Source organism: Pseudomonas sp. SDO5532_S415, from assembly GCF_054071155.1.
In genome coordinates this window covers 1-16,029 of record NZ_JBSVWS010000145.1, presented here as the reverse complement: position 1 = coordinate 16,029, position 16,029 = coordinate 1, and the positions used below count along the sequence as shown (strand labels likewise).

Here is a 16,029-nt window from a genome sequence, read left to right as displayed (position 1 = left end):
AAAAGTCAGTTAAACCGTGTCGCCGCCTTCGCGAGCAGGCTCGCTCCCACATTGACTTGCACTACACCCGCACGTTACGCCCCGGTAACACCGAGCGTTGGCTGTTTTCCCAGTTCTCCACCAGCCCGACCGGCACCTGCGATGCCGGCAGCATCGCCACCCCGCGCACCAGATCCGACGCCCGCTCGGCCAGCATGATGGTCGGGGCATTGAGGTTGCCGTTCGGCTCGGTCGGGAACACCGAGGAGTCGATCACCCGCAGCCCGGCAATGCCATGCACCCGCAGCTCGGAATCCACCACCGCCATGTCGTCCTCACCCATGCGGCACGAGCCACAAGGGTGATAGGTGCTTTCAAGGTTGTCACGGACGAAGGCGTCGATCTGTTCATCGGTTTGCACCAGCGGACCAGGGGCGATTTCGCCGTCGCGGAAACGGTCCATGGCCTTCTGGCCGATGATCTCGCGGGTCAGGCGGATACAGCGGCGGAAGCCTTCGCGATCCTCCTCGCGTTGCAGGTAGTTGAAGCGGATTTCCGGGTGTTCATACGGGTCGGCAGAACGCACCCGCACGTAACCACGACTTTTCGGTTTATTCGGCCCGGTGAGCACCATGAAACCGTGGCCCTTGATCGGCTTGTTGCCGTCGTAACGCATGGCGGCCGGCAGAAAGTGGAACTGGATGTCCGGCCAGCGCAGGCCCTTGTCGGAGCGGATGAAACCGCCGGCCTCGAAGTGATTGGTGGCGCCCAGGCCATCCTTGAACAACAGCCAGCGCAGGCCGATCAACAACTTGCTCAGGGGGTCCATTTTGCTGTTGAGCGTCACCGGCTCCTTGCAGCCGAACTGGATGTACACCTCGGCGTGATCCTGCAGGTTCTCCCCTACCCCGGGCAGGTCATGGCGCACCTCGATCCCGGCTTTGCGCAGAACCTCGGCCGGGCCGATGCCGGAGCGTTGCAGCAAATGCGGCGAACCGATGGGGCCGGACGAAATCAGCACTTCGCGGTTGCAATACACCTCATGGGTCTGGCCATTGTGGTCATAGCGGATGCCCACCGCGCGCTTGCCTTCGAGGATGATCTGCCGGGTCATCGCGTGGGTGATCACGGTCAGGTTCGGGCGGCCCATGGCCGGGCGCAGATAAGCGTTGGCGGTGGAGCAGCGCACGCCATTCTTCACGGTCATGTGCATCGCCCCAAAGCCTTCCTGCATGAAGCCGTTGCAGTCGTCGGTCTTGATATAGCCCGCTTCGGCACCGGCTTCGACCCAGGCCCCGTACAGCGGATTTTTCATATGGTTGCCGTTGGTGGTGTGCAGCGGGCCGGTTTGCCCGCGATAGCTGTCCCCACCGGACTCGTAGCTCTCGGCACGCTTGAAGTACGGCAGGCAATTTTTATAACCCCAGCCCTGGGCGCCGAGGGTTTCCCACTCATCGAAGTCATAGGCATGGCCACGGATGTAGACCAGGCCATTGATCGACGACGAACCACCCAACACCTTGCCGCGCGGGCAGTGAATGCGCCGGCCATTGAGGTACGTCTCAGGCTCGGTTTCATAGCGCCAGTTGTACTTCTTGGTGTTCATCGGGATCGAAAACGCGCTCGGCATCTGGATCACCACACTGCGGTCGCTGCCGCCGAATTCCAGCACCAGCACAGACGTGGCCGGGTCTTCGCTGAGACGGTTGGCCAACACACAACCGGCCGAACCGGCACCGATGATGATGTAGTCGTATTTTTGCGTAGCCATGATTTATCTCCGAGCCGCCGATTCGTTGAACACCGGCAACGAGGGTTTGCTCAGCGGGTCGCCGGTGGTGTAGTGCGGGCAGGTTTTTTCGATGTGCTGGATGATGATTTCTTCGCGCTTGAGATCGATGGAGCGGCTCAGCCAGTAGTACGCCAGCCCCGACACGATCAGCCCGACCAGCCAGGCGATGTCGATGCTGCCCAGCGCCTTGGCCAGCGGGCCGACGTACACCTCGCGCTGCTCGACACCGTCGTAGATGTAGAAGAACGGGATCATCGAGATGAAGCCGATGGCATACGCGGCAATGCCCCGCAGGCCCCAGCTGCCGTAGATGTTGCCGTGGGGCATGAAGAAGTGCGGGATGGCGTAGCGGCCCTTGCGCACGAAGAAGTAGTCGGTGAGGTTGACCGAGGTCCAGGGCACCAGGAAGTACAGCATCACCACCAGGTAGATGCCGAGCACCGACAGGCCCTTGCCCGAACTCTGGATGCTCAGGGCCACGCCCAGTTGCAGCAGGATCACGAAACCGATGGCCAGGATTCGCGCCTTGCGGGTCGGTTCGATGTGTTTGATGGAATCGATGCAGGTCAGCGTGGTCAGCTTGGCGCTGTAGATGTTCATCGCAATCACCGGCAGGAACGCCAGGATGGTGATGACCACAACCGCGGTGCCCATCAGCGGCGACACGGTATTGCCGACTTGCCCCAGGGCCACCAATACGTCGGTGGAGTGCAGGTGATCGGCCAGCCAGCCGCCCACGGAAATCATCCATGCACCGGACAACGACGCACCGAGGAACACCACCGCGATCAACTTGCCGCTGGAGGTGTTCTTCGGCAGGTAACGCGAATAGTCGGACACATACGGGGCGTAAGCGATGTTGTAGCTCGCCGCCGCCGCGAACTGGGCGATGAAGCCGGTCCAGTTGAAACCCAGCGGCGCCGGGGCCACTTCACCTTCGGCGAGTGGCGGCAGCACCGCGTCCGGCACCCAGCCCATCAACACTGCCAGCGTCACCAGGCCGTACAGCGGCAGCGACAGGTACAGGGCCCATTTGAAACTGCGGTGCATCCAGTCATGACCCAAGAATCGCCAGCACCGCTGCCGGGATGGTCACCGCCACCGCAATCACCGTGGGGCTGAACCCGAACAGCGTGTGCAGCCCCTGCATCATCAACACCAGGTTGACGATGTTGAAACCGGCGAACACGAACAGCGTCGCCAACAGCACCAGGATCACCCCGCGATAACCGAACTGCGCCCGGGACTGGATCATCTGTGGCAGGCCCAGGTGCGGACCTTGCGAACCATGAAAGGCCATGAACAGCGTGCCGAACATGATGCCCAGCGTGCCGGCCAGGGTGGTCCAGAGCGCCGTCAGGCCAACGCTCGGCCCGACAAAGCCGATGGTCATGGTGAAGAAGGTGAAATTGCCGAGGAACCAGAACGGGCCTTGGCTCGACAGTTTGTCAGTGCGCTCGTTCTCAGGGATGAAATCGATGGAATGCCCCTCGACCACGGATTTGTCGTCGAGGATGGACAGACTCGGAGCAGGCTTGGCGTCAATGTTCATGATGGTCTCTTATTGTTGGAAGATCATGACGAAATAACCGCATTCTTTGGGGTGACTGTGGCGAGGGAGCTTGCTCCCGCTGGACTGCGCAGCAGTCCCTGCTTTTCAGGGGAAGAGCCGGGGCCGCTTCGCAACCCAGCGGGAGCAAACTCCCTCGCCACAGGGTGTCCCTTTGTCTGCCAGGCATTGTCCTTGGTGCCAGCAGGCATGAGCTGGGGATCAGGGCAGCGTGATCCACACCGCCTTGGTTTCGAGCAGGTAGTCGAGCTGCTCCGCGCCCAGGTCCTTGCCGAAACCCGACTGCTTGTAGCCACCGAACGGCATCGACGGGTCGAGGGTGCCGTGGGCGTTGACGTAGACCGAACCCGCTTTCAACCGCGGAATCAGGCTGTGCACTTTTCCAAGGTCGTTGGAATACAGGGCCGCCGCCAGGCCGTAAGGCGAGTCATTGGCCAGGGCCAGTGCCTCTTCTTCATCGTCGAACGCGGCGGTCACCAGCACCGGGCCGAAGATCTCTTCCTGGACGATGCGCATGTCGTTGCGGCAATGGGCAAAAATGGTCGGCTCGACGAAGAAACCCGGACCCTCGACCGGCTGGCCGCCGTAGACCAGTTCGGCACCTTCGCGCTTGCCGGTCTCGATGTACTCGGTCACGCGCTGCTTCTGCAACGCCGAGACCAGCGGGCCGATGAAACAGTCCGGGTCCAGCCCCGGGGCCATCTTCAACGTCCGGGTGTAGGCGATCAGTTCACCCAGGAATTCGTCGTAGACGCTGCGATGAACATAGGCCCGCGTACCGGCGTCGCATACCTGCCCCGAGTTGAAGAACACGCCATTGGCGACCGCTTGCGCGGCGGCGGGAATGTCTGCGTCGGCCAAGACGATTACCGGTGATTTTCCTCCGAGTTCCAGGGTTAGTCGCTTCATTTCGTCGAGCGCGGCGCGGCCGACGGTGCGGCCCACCGGGGTCGATCCGGTGAAGGTCAGTTTGTCGATGCCGGGGTGGGTGGCCATGGCCGCGCCGACCACGCTGCCGCGCCCGGTGACGATGTTGATCACGCCGTCCGGGATACCCGCTTCCTGTACCAGCTCAGCAAATCGCAGGGCCGAGAGCGAGGTCAGTTCGGCGGGCTTGACCACCACGGTGCAACCGGTGGCCAGCGCCGCGCCAAGCTTCCAGGCCATGGTTTGCAGCGGGAAATTCCACGGCACGATAGCGCCGACCACCCCCACTGCTTCCTTGCGGGTATAGGCCAGGTAATTGCCCGGCAGCGAAGGTTCGACGGTACGCCCGTGGAGCTTGGTGGCCCAACCGGCGAAGTAACGCAGGGTGTCGACCGTGCCCTGGATGTCGACATCCTTGGCGAAGGCGACGGATTTGCCCATGTCGATCGATTCGATCTGCGCCAGCTCAAAGGCGTTTTGCTCGATCAGGTCCGCCAGGCGCTGTATCAACCGTTCGCGTTCCGCCGGTTTGGCCTGGCGCCAGGCGCCGCCGTCGAACTGGGCACGGGCGGCTTGTACGGCGCGGTCCAGATCTTGCGTGGTGCCCATGGGAATGCGGGTGATCAGGCCTTCGGTCGAGGGTTCGATCACCTCGGAGGTCTGGCCGTCGCTGGCTTCGACCCAGGCACCGCCGATGAACATTTTCTGCACCTTGCTGAGGAAGGTCTGGGTGGCTTCGCTGACGCCGAATTTTTGCAGGTAGTTTTTGACGATCGTGTCCATTTTTTATGCTCTCAGGCCGGGGTGGCTTCGTTGATGGACTGCCGCGCCTGGGCGCGTTCGTGGAAGATGAAACCGATGCTGTTGAGCAGCAGTTGCGCGGCGAGAATCGAGGTCATGCCGGTCGGGTCGTACACCGGCGCGACTTCCACCAGGTCCATGCCGACGATGTTGCCCTGGCTGCGTTTGGCCAGCGCCTGGATGATCTCCAGCACTTCGTAGTAGAGGAAGCCGCCATGGCTGGGGGTGCCGGTGCCGGGGGCGATGGACGGGTCGAAACCGTCGATGTCGATGGTGATGTAGTAATTGATGTTCTGCGGGATCAGCGCCAGCACCCCGTCGACGCCGAGCCGACGCACGTCGCGCACCGAAAGAATCTTCGAACCCGCCGCGTGGGCCGCTTCGTAGTCATCGCGGTTGGACGACGACACGTTACGAATGCCCATCTGGGTCATGCCGACGATGTGGTTCATTTCCGAGGCGCGGCGCAGCGGGTTGCCGTGGCCGTAGCGCACGCCATGGCGCTCGTCGACGAAATCCAGGTGCGCATCGAAATGGATGATGTGGATCGGACCGCGCCCTTCGAACGCCTTGATCACCGGGGCATGCACCGAGTGATCACCGCCCAGTACCACCGGCATCACGCCGGCATCGAGGATCTTGCGCACCGCGTATTCGGTGTTGTGGTTACTGGTGACCATGTCGGTGTGGACGATGTCGGCATCCCCGACGTCGACCATGCGCACGTCGGCGGCGGTCAGGTACATGACGTCATCTTCGTGGTCGTACGCACCGGCATGGCCGAAGGAAAACAGCGTCGATGCCTCGCGAATGCCCCGTGGTCCGAAGCGTGCGCCGGAGCGCCACTGGGTGCCCATGTCGTTGGGCACGCCGAGCACCGCCACGTCGGCATCCAGGGCATCCCAGTCGGTGCACACCGGGGATTTGCCGAAGGTGCAATGCCCCACGAATGGCAGGTTCAGGCGACCGGACTCATAACCGTTGTTCGACATTTCAAGCCTCTCCACTTCTTGTTATCGGCTGGGCGGACTGCAAGGCGACCGCCGTTGGAAAGACTATGGGCGCAGCTTTTCGTGGAAAAAATGCTAAACATCAGATACTCATATCGGCATTGCCGATGTATTCGCAGGCGGGAGGTCCAAGGTGATTCAACTGCACGATGTCGACCTGAAATTGCTCAGGGTGTTTGCCACGATTGTCCGCTGTGGTGGCTTTTCCGCGGCGCAGGCGGCGTTGAACGCCGGCCAGTCGACCATCAGCGAACAGATGACCCATCTGGAGACCCGGCTTGGGGTCAAGCTCTGCCAGCGTGGACGCAGTGGCTTTCGCCTGACCGAGCAAGGCGTGGCGATCCATGAAGCCACCCAGCGCCTGCTCTCGGCGGTGGAAAACTTCTGCATGGACGCCGATGTGCTCAAGCAGCACATCAGCGGCAAGCTCAACCTGGGGATCATCGACACCACCATCACCGACCCCGATTCGCCGATCCCGCGCACCACCCAACGCTTCGTATCGCGCGGGCACGATGTGCACCTGAGCGTGTACGTCGGCGAACCTGCCGAACTGGAGGAACGGGTGCTCGACGGCCGCCTGCACCTGGCCATCGGGCACTTCCCGATCCATGTGCCGGGGTTGCAGCATTCACCGCTGTATCAGGAAGCGCTGGGGCTGTATTGCGGGCGGCGGCATCCGCTGTTCGGCAGCCAGGCCGAAGGTGACGAGCTGCTTGAAGAAATCAGCACCAGCCGCATTGTCGTGCGCGGCTACATGCAGCAATACGACCTGGAACACCTGGGGGTGAGCAAGGCGGCGGCGACCGTGGACAACATCGAGGCCCTGGCGATCCTGATCATCTCCGGGGCTTACCTGGGCTTTCTGCCGGCCCATTTCGCCGCCCAGTGGATCAAGACCGGCGAGATGCACCAGCTCGCCCCGCAGAGCCTGCAACTGATGTCACCGTTCGACGTGATCACCCGGCGCGGCACGGCACCGCCGCCGATTCTCCAGGCATTTCTTGAGGATCTGGCGGCCTGTTCGCGCAAAGTGGCTTCACCCGGGAAGCCCTGACAAACCTCCTCCCACAAGGGCTGTGTATGCAAATCGATACACCGTAGTGAATTCAAGACAAGCCCCTGATCACCCGCACAGCCTGGACATCGTTCGCTCATGCCTGCAGGCCCGTATTGATTTCAATACGACCCACCCGCGCCATTCCATGCAAGAACAACCATAAGCCTTTGTTTTAAAACAAATAACCAACACTGGCATCAGCCTTGCGAACAGCAACGTCCAACAACAACGAAACCAGAGGACTCACCATGTTCAGCAAGCACGACCAGATCAAAGGCTACGACGACGAACTGCTGGCAGCGATGGACGCCGAAGACGCACGGCAGGAACACCACATCGAGTTGATCGCCTCGGAGAACTACACCAGCCAACGGGTGATGCAAGCGCAAGGCAGCGGCCTGACCAACAAGTACGCCGAGGGCTATCCGGGCAAGCGTTATTACGGCGGTTGCGAACACGTCGATGTGGTCGAGCAGTTGGCCATCGACCGCGCCAAGCAACTGTTCGGCGCCGATTACGCCAACGTCCAACCGCATTCCGGCAGCCAGGCCAACGCCGCGGTTTACCTGGCGTTGCTGCAAGCGGGCGATACCGTGCTGGGCATGAGCCTGGCCCACGGCGGGCATCTGACTCATGGTGCCAAGGTGAGTTTTTCCGGCAAGTTGTACAACGCCGTGCAATACGGCATCGACACCGCGACCGGGTTGATCGACTACGACGAAGTCGAACGTCTGGCGGTTGAGCATCAACCGAAGATGATCATTGCCGGTTTCTCGGCTTACTCGAAGACCCTGGACTTCCCGCGTTTGCGGCAGATCGCCGACAAGGTGGGCGCGTACCTGTTCGTCGACATGGCCCACGTTGCCGGGCTGGTGGCGACCGGTCTGTATCCGAACCCGATTCCATTCGCCGACGTGGTCACCACCACGACCCACAAGACCCTGCGCGGTCCGCGTGGCGGGTTGATCCTGGCCAGGGCCAATGCGGAACTGGAGAAAAAACTCAACGCCGCGGTGTTCCCCGGCGGCCAGGGCGGCCCACTGATGCACGTGATCGCGGCCAAAGCGGTGTGCTTCAAGGAAGCGCTGGAGCCGGCCTTCAAGACTTACCAGGCGCAAGTGATCCGCAACGCCCAGGCGATGGCGCAGGTCTTCATCGAGCGCGGCTACGATGTGGTGTCCGGCGGTACCGACAACCACCTGTTTCTGGTCAGCCTGATTCGCCAGGGCCTGACCGGCAAGGACGCCGATGCCGCGCTCGGCCGTGCCGGCATCACCGTGAACAAGAACGCGGTGCCCAATGATCCGCAGTCGCCGTTCGTAACCTCCGGCCTGCGCATCGGTACGCCGGCGATCACCAGTCGCGGTTTCAAGGAAGCCCAGAGCATCGAACTGGCGGGCTGGATCTGCGACATTCTCGACCACCTCGGCGATACCGGGATCGAGGCCCGGGTCGCCCGGCAAGCGGCAGCCCTGTGCAGTGATTTCCCGGTCTACCGCGACTGACAAGCACCACCCTCTGTAGGAGCGAGCTCTGCTCGCGATGGACGTCAACGATTACGCGGATTGTCTGGATGAACGCGTTGTCCCGACATTTTTCGCGAGCAGAGCTCGCTCCTACAGTGGTTGTGCAGGCGCGTTTCAAGCCATGATGTACGCACTTGCCATGCCTGTGCGGAGATCGGCCCCGATGTCATTTGCAGTTCGATCATGCAGCCTGTCGCTGCTGTTACTCTCGCCCATCCTGCCTGCCGGCGTGCAAGCCGAAGACAGGCCCGGGCACATGGTTTATCTGCGCACGATCGATCCCGGCATCGAGCAGGACATCCGTTATGCCGCTGCCCACAACTTCACCGGGCACCCGCTCGACGGCTACGAAGCAGCGGAGTGCCTGCTGTCGCTGGACGCCGCCAAGGCCCTCGCCCGGGTGCAATCGGCATTGCGGGCGCAAGGCTATGGTTTGAAGGTATTCGACTGCTATCGCCCCAGTCGGGCGGTGGCGGACATGGGGCGTTTTGCGACGGAACCGGGCGACCCGCGCAAGGCCGAGTTTTATCCACGGGTGGACAAACAGGACTTCTGGCGCCTGGGCTACGTGGCACGGGTGTCCAATCACTCCAGGGGCGGCACGGTCGACCTGACTCTCACCGGTCCGGTTGCCCTGCCCGCCGACACCTGGACGCCTTCAGCCACACCCGTCGATTGCACGGCACCTTATGGCCAGCGCTGGCACGATGGCGCCGTCGACATGGGTACCGGTTTTGACTGCTTCGATGAGCGCGCCCACACCAACACGACATTGATCAACGCCACAGCCATGGAAAATCGCCAGCGGCTCACCCGTGCCATGGAGGCAGAGGGCTTCACTGGCTATTCCGCCGAGTGGTGGCATTTCACATACTCGCGCGATCCTGGCTTGAAGACCGTCATGGATTTCCCCATTACCCCGCTTGAACCCCTGGCCCAGGGGCTCGGCGACAGTCGGCAGTTGATCGTCGTCACCAGCAAACATTGGGATGACATTCAGGGCACTGCCCAGCGCTATGAACGGCGCGACAACAGGTTTGAAAAGCTCGAGGCCGCTTTTCCTGTGGTTCTGGGCAAAAACGGAATGGGTTGGGCCCAGGAACCCGACAGTCTTGAAAAACGTCAGGGACCGATCAAACAGGAAGGCGACGGTAAAGCCCCGGCCGGGATCTTCAAACTGGGTACGGCGTTCGGTTACGGCCCAAAAGCTGAAACGAAACTGCCCTACCTCGCGCTGACGCCGGCCATCGAATGCGTGGATGACAGCCAGTCGAAACGCTACAACCAACTGGTCGACGGCTCGACGGTCGCCAAGGACTGGAGCAGTTCCGAACGCATGCGGCGCAGCGATGACTTGTATCGCCAGGGTATTTTCATCGAGCACAACACCCCGGCATCCCCCGCCGCCGGCTCATGCATTTTCTTCCACATCTGGCGCGGCCCAACGACGCCGACCCGTGGCTGTACCGCCATGGCGCCGACGGAAATCGAGCGCCTGTTCAACTGGCTGGACCCACGCCAGTCTCCGCTGCTGGTGCAATTGCCCGAGGCGCAATACGAGCAGTTGCGCGAACACTGGAACCTTCCCGAGCGCTGATCGTGCCCCAGTCAGCGGTGAAAAACCTGTGGGAGCGAGCCTGCTCGCGAAGGCGGTGTTTCAGTCACATCAATACTGAATGTGCCGACGTATTCGCGAGCAGGCTCGCTCCCACAGGGATGGTGAGCGCCTGGATTTGCGCAACGTGCGCGCGGTTTCGACAAACGGCGTCACGATCAGGCTGTAGAGTGTCAGGTAACGCTGCTGATCCGCCTCGCCAGTGCCGAAGCGGATGGCCTCGGGCTCGGACCGCGTGACGTAGAGCGTGCCAAACATCCAGTCCCAGAGTGACAGGTTGACCCCGAAATTCTTGTTGATGTGCCGAGGTGCGTCGCTGTGGTGGACCTGATGCTGCGCCGGGCTGTTGAGCACATGCTCGACCACCGGCCCGAACGACAGCCAGACATGGCTGTGCCGCAGGTTGGACGCCAGGGCGTTGAAGATGAACACCATGTAGGTCACACCGAGCAGCGTGTAGCGGTCGATCTCCCCGCCGCAGGCGTACCAGAAGAGGCCGGCGAAGGCGCTGATAAACACGATATCGATCAGCCGCTCGATCATTTTCTCGATGAAGTGCACCCGGCTGGCCGTGACCGGCACCAGCACCGGCGCCGAGTGATGGACCTTGTGGAACGCCCACAGGTAGCGCGAATGGTAGGCGCGGTGGGCCCAGTAATGCAGGAAGTCCTGCAACAGGAACACCCCCAGACCGTAAAGCAAGGACAACCCAAGCTGCTGCTCCACCTGCACCCGTGCGCCCCACAGGTGGGTGAAGAAGCGCACGTAATCCCCTGAGCGCAACACGTACGGGTCCACGAGGCCGACGATGGGCACCACCAGCATGACTTTCAGGATCGCACGCACAAAGTAGTAGCGGTAATCGAGCAGCGCCGAGGGATGAAAATGCACGCGGTTACCGCCGATGAACCGCCAGAACGTGGGCGCATCAGTCAGCCCGCGGGACTTGCGCCAGCGGAACAGGCCGTAGGCAACGGCGTAGGACGTGAATAGAAAGACTACGCAGAGCCGGCCGTTAAGGTCGAAAAGGCCAAGGAATTGGTCGCTGACAGGCGCGATCACCCACCTGAACAGGTATTGGTAGAGAAGTGCTAGAACATCCATGAACGGCAGGCCCGAAAGGTAGAGCGTTGTGGGTAGGTTAAGAACGACGCGGATAATAATGACCCGTCCCTTTCTAGCCAACACCCTTCCCCTACAGGGGGGCACACCAGCCAGATAGCCTGTGCGCCCGCCTTCCCGGTGGTTGCCGTATCACCGAGTGTAGCCGTTATTGCGTATGTTTCTTGTTTACGCTTTGGTTCGTCCTTCAACGGGCACGACAATCGCCGATGGCCGGGCCAGCCAGTAATACAGAACGCCCGGCACCACCAGTCCCACGATCCAGGAGATGTCTACGCCACCAAGCTGCGCGACCATCGGTCCGGAGTAGAAATGGGTGTCGACGAAAGGCAACTGAATCAGCACGCCGATCACGTACACGCTGATCCCCAGCAGGTTCCAGCGGCCATATCGGCCGGCCGGATCGGACAAGGCCGGGATGTCATAACGCTCCTTGTTGATGAAGTAGTAATCCACCAGGTTGATCGCACTCCAGGGGGTGAAGAACGTCAGCAAGAACAGGATGAAATACTTGAACGAGTTGAGGAACGAGTACTGCCCCAGCAGCGCCAGGGTGGTGGACGCCGCGACAATCAGCAACACGAACACCATGCGCTGGCGGGCGCTGAATGCCAGGTGACTGCGAAAACCGGTGATGATGGTGGCCACGCACATGAAGCTGCCATAAGCATTGAGGGTCGACACCGTGACCTTGCCAAAGACCACGCTCAGGTACAGCAAGGAAGCCATCACCCCGCTGCTGCCCAAACCGACGATGGTCGCCACTTCGTGACCACGGAAGTTCGCCCCCGCCAATGCCGCGGCGAACACCCCCAGCACCATGGAAGCCTGGGCGCCCAACACGGTGCCCAGGCCGACGGCGGCGAAGGTTTTCCACGATGACGTCTTGCTCGGAAGGTAGCGTGAATAGTCGGCCACATACGGGCCAAAGGCGATTTGCCAGGATGCCGACAGCGACACCGCCAGCAGGAAAGTACTCCAGGCGAAATGACGGTTTTGCAGCAACAGGCCGATATCGTTGAGCGTCATCAACCGGGTAAACAGATAGACGAACGCGATGACGCCGAGCACGCTGGCAACCCGCCCGACCAGGTGGATCACCCGGTAACCGAACATCGTCAGCAAGGCGATGCCGGCGGCGAAAACCAGGATGCCGGCACTGTCGCTGACGCTGATCAACTGGGCAATCGCCTGCCCCGACAACACCGCGCCGGTGGCGCTGAAACCGAGGTACATCAGGCATACCAGCACAATCGGGATCGCCGCGCCGTACACCCCGAATTGCACGCGACTGGAGATCATCTGTGGCAACCCGAGTTTCGGCCCTTGCGCCGCATGCAGCGCCACCACGGCACCGCCGAACACCTGGCCGATCAGCAAGCCGACGAGCGACCAGAACACATCACCGCCCAACACCACGGCCAGCGCTCCGGTGACAATCGCGGTGATCTGCAGATTGGCCCCGAGCCACAGGGTGAACTGGCTATACAGGCTGCCATGGCGCTCGGCCTCGGGGATGTAGTCGATCGAACGGGTTTCGATCAGGGGACTTTGTTGCTGGGTCATTATTCTTGTTCTCTTCCAAATTAAAGGGCAACACACATTCCCCTGTGGGATTGTGTGTAACCGAGGTCATTTTTGTTGTTCGATAACAGCCACCTGCCCCACAAACGGTGCCTTGGCCCACACCACCTTGCCGCCTACCATCGTCATCAGCACCTGATTGCGCCCCAGTTCCTCCTCGGGCACTTGCATGAAGTTTTTATCCAGCACAATCAGGTCGGCGAACTTGCCCGCTTCGACCGAACCGACCACTTGTTCCAACCTGAGCTGCTCGGCGGCGTTGAGGGTGATGGTGCGCAACACCTCGGCACGGGACAGCGCCGGGTCGGCTTTGAGCCGGCCTGCGTACTTGGGGCCATAGCTGTGCGGGTTCTGCGGATCGCCGGAACGGGCTACACAGGAAAAGGCCGTTGCGCCAGCCACCGCGATAAATAGCCTGGACAATTTCAATTGCCTCACCCCTTTTTATTGTTTTGCAAGGACTCGACCGGACGGCCGCGTATGTCCTTGATATGCAGGGCATACCCTATAGGGCGCGGTGAGCGGACGGACCTCTGCAAATGAGGAGGGGTGAGGTGATTTTTTTGATTTATCGAAGAACTATTCAGGCGGATCGATCTGGTCCAGTACACGGTTTGCCGTGATCTCCGCCAGCATGACGCTGTTGGAAATGCCCAGCAGGGCATTGCGGTCTCCCCCGTCCAGATGATCCACCAGTTGATGGACCATCACATCCACAGAGGCCAGTGTCTCGACCAGGTAAACCATCAGGGTTTCAGTCGTGACCTTTGGATCGACGGTAAACAGGGTGCTCGGCGTGCGCGGTGTGGCCTTGATGTCGGCAATCGACGGGAAGTGATAATCGAGGGCGCGTTCGGCGGCCTCGTTGAGTTTTTTTGAATCGGGTTCGTAGGGGGATGCTGGATCGATATCCGGCGGGTTTGGTGAAGGCTTTTTCATATTTCGCTCTCTCGTATGGGGCCGTCACCGAGTCGCTGCTAAACGATGGGTGGCAGCTGTGCGCAGGTTAGCAGACCGGGAGAACGAAACCGGCGCGCCCGAGGGCGCCCTGTGCACAGCTACCATAAAGTGCAGGCATGGAATGACCTGACTCTGGATGCAAGTGCGTTCGTAATACCACGGGCTGCTAAACCCGATCACTGATGGGCAGTGACGCGAATCAAGTTACCGAGGGGGTCCAAAGCGCACAAGCCGGCGGATTCTGGCGTACCCGTAGGCAACGCCGCAAGGCTTTGTAGCTTTCAGGAAGTGAATCCGACCGCGATTAAACACACCCTGGCGAATAGTGTTTAACGGGTTGAAATTCTGCCCCGTCCTTGATGAAAACTGCCAGAAAAACCCGGAAGCATCCGACATGTTTTTAGGGTTGGCCGTCGGAAGCGTGGCCGTTAGCGTGATAGCTCCACCAACACTTCACGGAGATTCACCATGCGCAAGATCCCCGACGTCCTCACCCGATCAGAAGTAGAAAGCACGGCCCCCTATGTCTCCACGCCTTCGAAAAAGCTGCACCAGGCTGTCAACAACGCACTTGACCATTACCTGAATCCACCGCCTCCTGACATGACCACCAAACTCCCGCCCAGCGCCCTTTTTGTCGTTGCGCCTGACATCAACAACGAAACGCTACTGGCCTACGCCTGTGAGTCGCTCGCCTCTGCGAGCGTGTTGGCCAATGAATTTTCCGGCACGTTGGAAGGTACGCACCGCAACACGATGTTGGCCCTTCAACAGGTGATCATGCTGGGTGAGCTGGCGGTGAATCGGGTGCTGGACAATATGGAACCCTCACACACCATCCCGGCGACCTGACTCCCCCTGCGAACCCGTCGAGCGCAAGACCGAGCCCAGCTCCACCTTGCTCTTCACCCCCAGTTGCAGGTAGCAGTTACGCAGGTAGGTGCGCACCGTCGCCGGGCTGAGGGTGAGAATTCGGGCGATTTCCTTGTAGGAGTGCCCGGCGGCGAACAGCATGGCGACGGTCCGCTCCCGTGGTGCCAGCACCGCCCCGCGCGGCGGTGTTTCCAGGGACAGGATGACGTGTTCGGCATTCGGACTCAGGGTCAGCGCCGAGCGGCCCAGGCGCATGACACAAGGCGCCTTGGGCAATTGTGCGATCACTTCGGCGGGCAACGTCGAACCGTTCCAGCCGGGCAATTCCCGCTGAATGGCCGCACACAACCCGGCGCCGACGTAGAGCAGTCCTCCGTCCAGCCGCGCGACCGCGAAATCGGTGGCGCCGTTGCCGGTGTCGACGCGGATCATGTCCTGCACCTGAAAGCGCCACAGCTGCAACAGGTGATCGCAGAACGCGGAAAACAGACCGGCCTCGCGGTCGTTGAAAGCCGGCGCTGCAACGCCACGGTAAAGACAGACGAAAAACATCAGGCCACTTTCCGGCAGCTCGAAGGTGATGCACATCGGGTGGTAGAGATCATGGCGCCGGGCGAACGCGTCCACCTCGGCATCGGGGTCGGTGAAACCGCTGTCGCGGATGACCTCGCCGGGGCGGCTCAAGGTGTCATGGGAGAATTTGTCGCTGCCGGCACTTTGTTGCCATTGGGCGACAAAGGAGTCGGCCAGGTCGATTCGCCCGTGCATCCAGCTCTGCGGCGGTGTGCTGGCGGCCGAAGCAGACATCTCGCCCCACCACGCCGAGGCGAACGGCACCAGTGGGCGGAACGCCTGCAGGCCGTCGGCAATGAATTCGGCGGCACCCCGCTCCCGTGCCAGACGCCCCAGGTGCAACACGCAACGGTTGAACGCGTGCAGCGTGGTCATCGAGGTGTCGACATCGCCCTGGTTACCCTCCTCCATTGTGCCGGTCCTGTTCGTTGCTTGATCTGTGGCCTGGACCATGCCACAGGGGCTGTAATGACGTCCATGCTGTTGTGGGAGCATGGCTTGCCTGCGATGGTGATCTCGCAGTTGCCTTCGCGGGCAAGCCTCGCTCCTACAATTGATCATCTGTGATCCTGTAGGAGCGAGGCTGAACTGGCCTAATAATCCCGGACACCTCTTTAGGGCGATATGATTCGCCCAT

Annotated in this window: 11 protein-coding genes and 2 pseudogenes; 4 read left to right on the top strand and 9 right to left on the bottom strand. The window is 61.2% G+C overall.

Translation table 11 applies throughout. The features are described 5' to 3' along the window. Nucleotides 1-61 precede the first annotated feature (61 nt). The 4 genes and pseudogenes from betA to speB all read right to left on the bottom strand — a co-directional run bounded on the left by betA (nucleotide 62) and on the right by speB (nucleotide 6,061). Complete coding sequence (betA, locus tag ACW9HW_RS23680) at nucleotides 62-1,750, bottom strand: choline dehydrogenase (RefSeq protein WP_457401914.1); 1,689 nt, start codon at nucleotides 1,748-1,750, stop codon at nucleotides 62-64. 3 nt (nucleotides 1,751-1,753) lie between these two features. Then, a pseudogene (locus tag ACW9HW_RS23675) lies at nucleotides 1,754-3,323 on the bottom strand (purine-cytosine permease family protein). 219 nt (nucleotides 3,324-3,542) lie between these two features. Next, nucleotides 3,543-5,051, bottom strand: a complete 1,509-nt coding sequence (locus ACW9HW_RS23670) for an aldehyde dehydrogenase family protein (RefSeq protein WP_457401913.1) — start codon at nucleotides 5,049-5,051, stop codon at nucleotides 3,543-3,545. An 11-nt stretch (nucleotides 5,052-5,062) separates the two neighbouring features. After that, nucleotides 5,063-6,061 carry an agmatinase gene (gene speB, locus ACW9HW_RS23665; protein ID WP_095192668.1) on the bottom strand — a complete coding sequence of 333 codons (999 nt, stop codon included), beginning with the start codon at nucleotides 6,059-6,061 and terminating at the stop codon, nucleotides 5,063-5,065. Nucleotides 6,062-6,212: 151 nt separating this feature from the next. Between speB and ACW9HW_RS23660 the strand changes: the two genes are divergently transcribed. From ACW9HW_RS23660 to ACW9HW_RS23650, 3 genes are all read left to right on the top strand, one after another. Beyond that, the gene (locus ACW9HW_RS23660; RefSeq protein ID WP_095192669.1) at nucleotides 6,213-7,136 is read left to right on the top strand and encodes a LysR family transcriptional regulator; all 924 of its coding nucleotides are present in this window, start codon (nucleotides 6,213-6,215) and stop codon (nucleotides 7,134-7,136) included. Between the two features lie 251 nt (nucleotides 7,137-7,387). After that, entirely contained in the window at nucleotides 7,388-8,644 is a 1,257-nt protein-coding gene (gene glyA / locus ACW9HW_RS23655; RefSeq protein WP_095192670.1) for a serine hydroxymethyltransferase, read from the top strand. A 184-nt stretch (nucleotides 8,645-8,828) separates the two neighbouring features. Then, nucleotides 8,829-10,262, top strand: a complete 1,434-nt coding sequence (locus ACW9HW_RS23650; protein ID WP_457401912.1) for a M15 family metallopeptidase — start codon at nucleotides 8,829-8,831, stop codon at nucleotides 10,260-10,262. 69 nt (nucleotides 10,263-10,331) lie between these two features. Here the strand turns inward: ACW9HW_RS23650 and ACW9HW_RS23645 are convergent, their stop codons facing one another. From ACW9HW_RS23645 to ACW9HW_RS23630, 4 genes and pseudogenes are all read right to left on the bottom strand, one after another. Next, nucleotides 10,332-11,384, bottom strand: a complete 1,053-nt coding sequence (locus tag ACW9HW_RS23645) for a sterol desaturase family protein (protein ID WP_095192672.1) — start codon at nucleotides 11,382-11,384, stop codon at nucleotides 10,332-10,334. 186 nt (nucleotides 11,385-11,570) lie between these two features. Continuing rightward, on the bottom strand, nucleotides 11,571-12,968 hold the full coding sequence (locus ACW9HW_RS23640) for a purine-cytosine permease family protein (protein WP_457401910.1): 1,398 nt from the start codon (nucleotides 12,966-12,968) through the stop codon (nucleotides 11,571-11,573). A 66-nt stretch (nucleotides 12,969-13,034) separates the two neighbouring features. Beyond that, nucleotides 13,035-13,361: pseudogene (locus ACW9HW_RS23635) on the bottom strand (amidohydrolase family protein); the annotation flags it as partial. A gap of 204 nt (nucleotides 13,362-13,565) precedes the next feature. Then, nucleotides 13,566-13,925, bottom strand: a complete 360-nt coding sequence (locus ACW9HW_RS23630; RefSeq protein WP_095192675.1) for a DUF6124 family protein — start codon at nucleotides 13,923-13,925, stop codon at nucleotides 13,566-13,568. Between the two features lie 489 nt (nucleotides 13,926-14,414). Between ACW9HW_RS23630 and ACW9HW_RS23625 the strand changes: the two genes are divergently transcribed. Then, nucleotides 14,415-14,798 carry a DUF6124 family protein gene (locus tag ACW9HW_RS23625; RefSeq protein ID WP_457401909.1) on the top strand — a complete coding sequence of 128 codons (384 nt, stop codon included), beginning with the start codon at nucleotides 14,415-14,417 and terminating at the stop codon, nucleotides 14,796-14,798. Here the strand turns inward: ACW9HW_RS23625 and ACW9HW_RS23620 are convergent. Further along, entirely contained in the window at nucleotides 14,775-15,803 is a 1,029-nt protein-coding gene (locus ACW9HW_RS23620; protein ID WP_457401908.1) for a helix-turn-helix transcriptional regulator, read from the bottom strand. The two genes, ACW9HW_RS23625 and ACW9HW_RS23620, sit on opposite strands and share 24 nt — an antisense overlap. Nucleotides 15,804-16,029: the final 226 nt, after the last annotated feature.

Excerpts from the sequence above, each read along its gene's own strand:
- betA (WP_457401914.1), bottom strand. The coding sequence starts at position 1,750 with ATGGCTACGCAAAAATACGACTACATCATCATCGGTGCCGGTTCGGCC.
- ACW9HW_RS23670 (WP_457401913.1), bottom strand. The coding sequence starts at position 5,051 with ATGGACACGATCGTCAAAAACTACCTGCAAAAATTCGGCGTCAGCGAA.
- speB (WP_095192668.1), bottom strand. The coding sequence starts at position 6,061 with ATGTCGAACAACGGTTATGAGTCCGGTCGCCTGAACCTGCCATTCGTG.
- glyA (WP_095192670.1), top strand. The coding sequence starts at position 7,388 with ATGTTCAGCAAGCACGACCAGATCAAAGGCTACGACGACGAACTGCTG.
- ACW9HW_RS23650 (WP_457401912.1), top strand. The coding sequence starts at position 8,829 with ATGTCATTTGCAGTTCGATCATGCAGCCTGTCGCTGCTGTTACTCTCG.
- ACW9HW_RS23645 (WP_095192672.1), bottom strand. The coding sequence starts at position 11,384 with ATGGATGTTCTAGCACTTCTCTACCAATACCTGTTCAGGTGGGTGATC.
- ACW9HW_RS23640 (WP_457401910.1), bottom strand. The coding sequence starts at position 12,968 with ATGACCCAGCAACAAAGTCCCCTGATCGAAACCCGTTCGATCGACTAC.
- ACW9HW_RS23630 (WP_095192675.1), bottom strand. The coding sequence starts at position 13,925 with ATGAAAAAGCCTTCACCAAACCCGCCGGATATCGATCCAGCATCCCCC.
- ACW9HW_RS23625 (WP_457401909.1), top strand. The coding sequence starts at position 14,415 with ATGCGCAAGATCCCCGACGTCCTCACCCGATCAGAAGTAGAAAGCACG.
- ACW9HW_RS23620 (WP_457401908.1), bottom strand. The coding sequence starts at position 15,803 with ATGGAGGAGGGTAACCAGGGCGATGTCGACACCTCGATGACCACGCTG.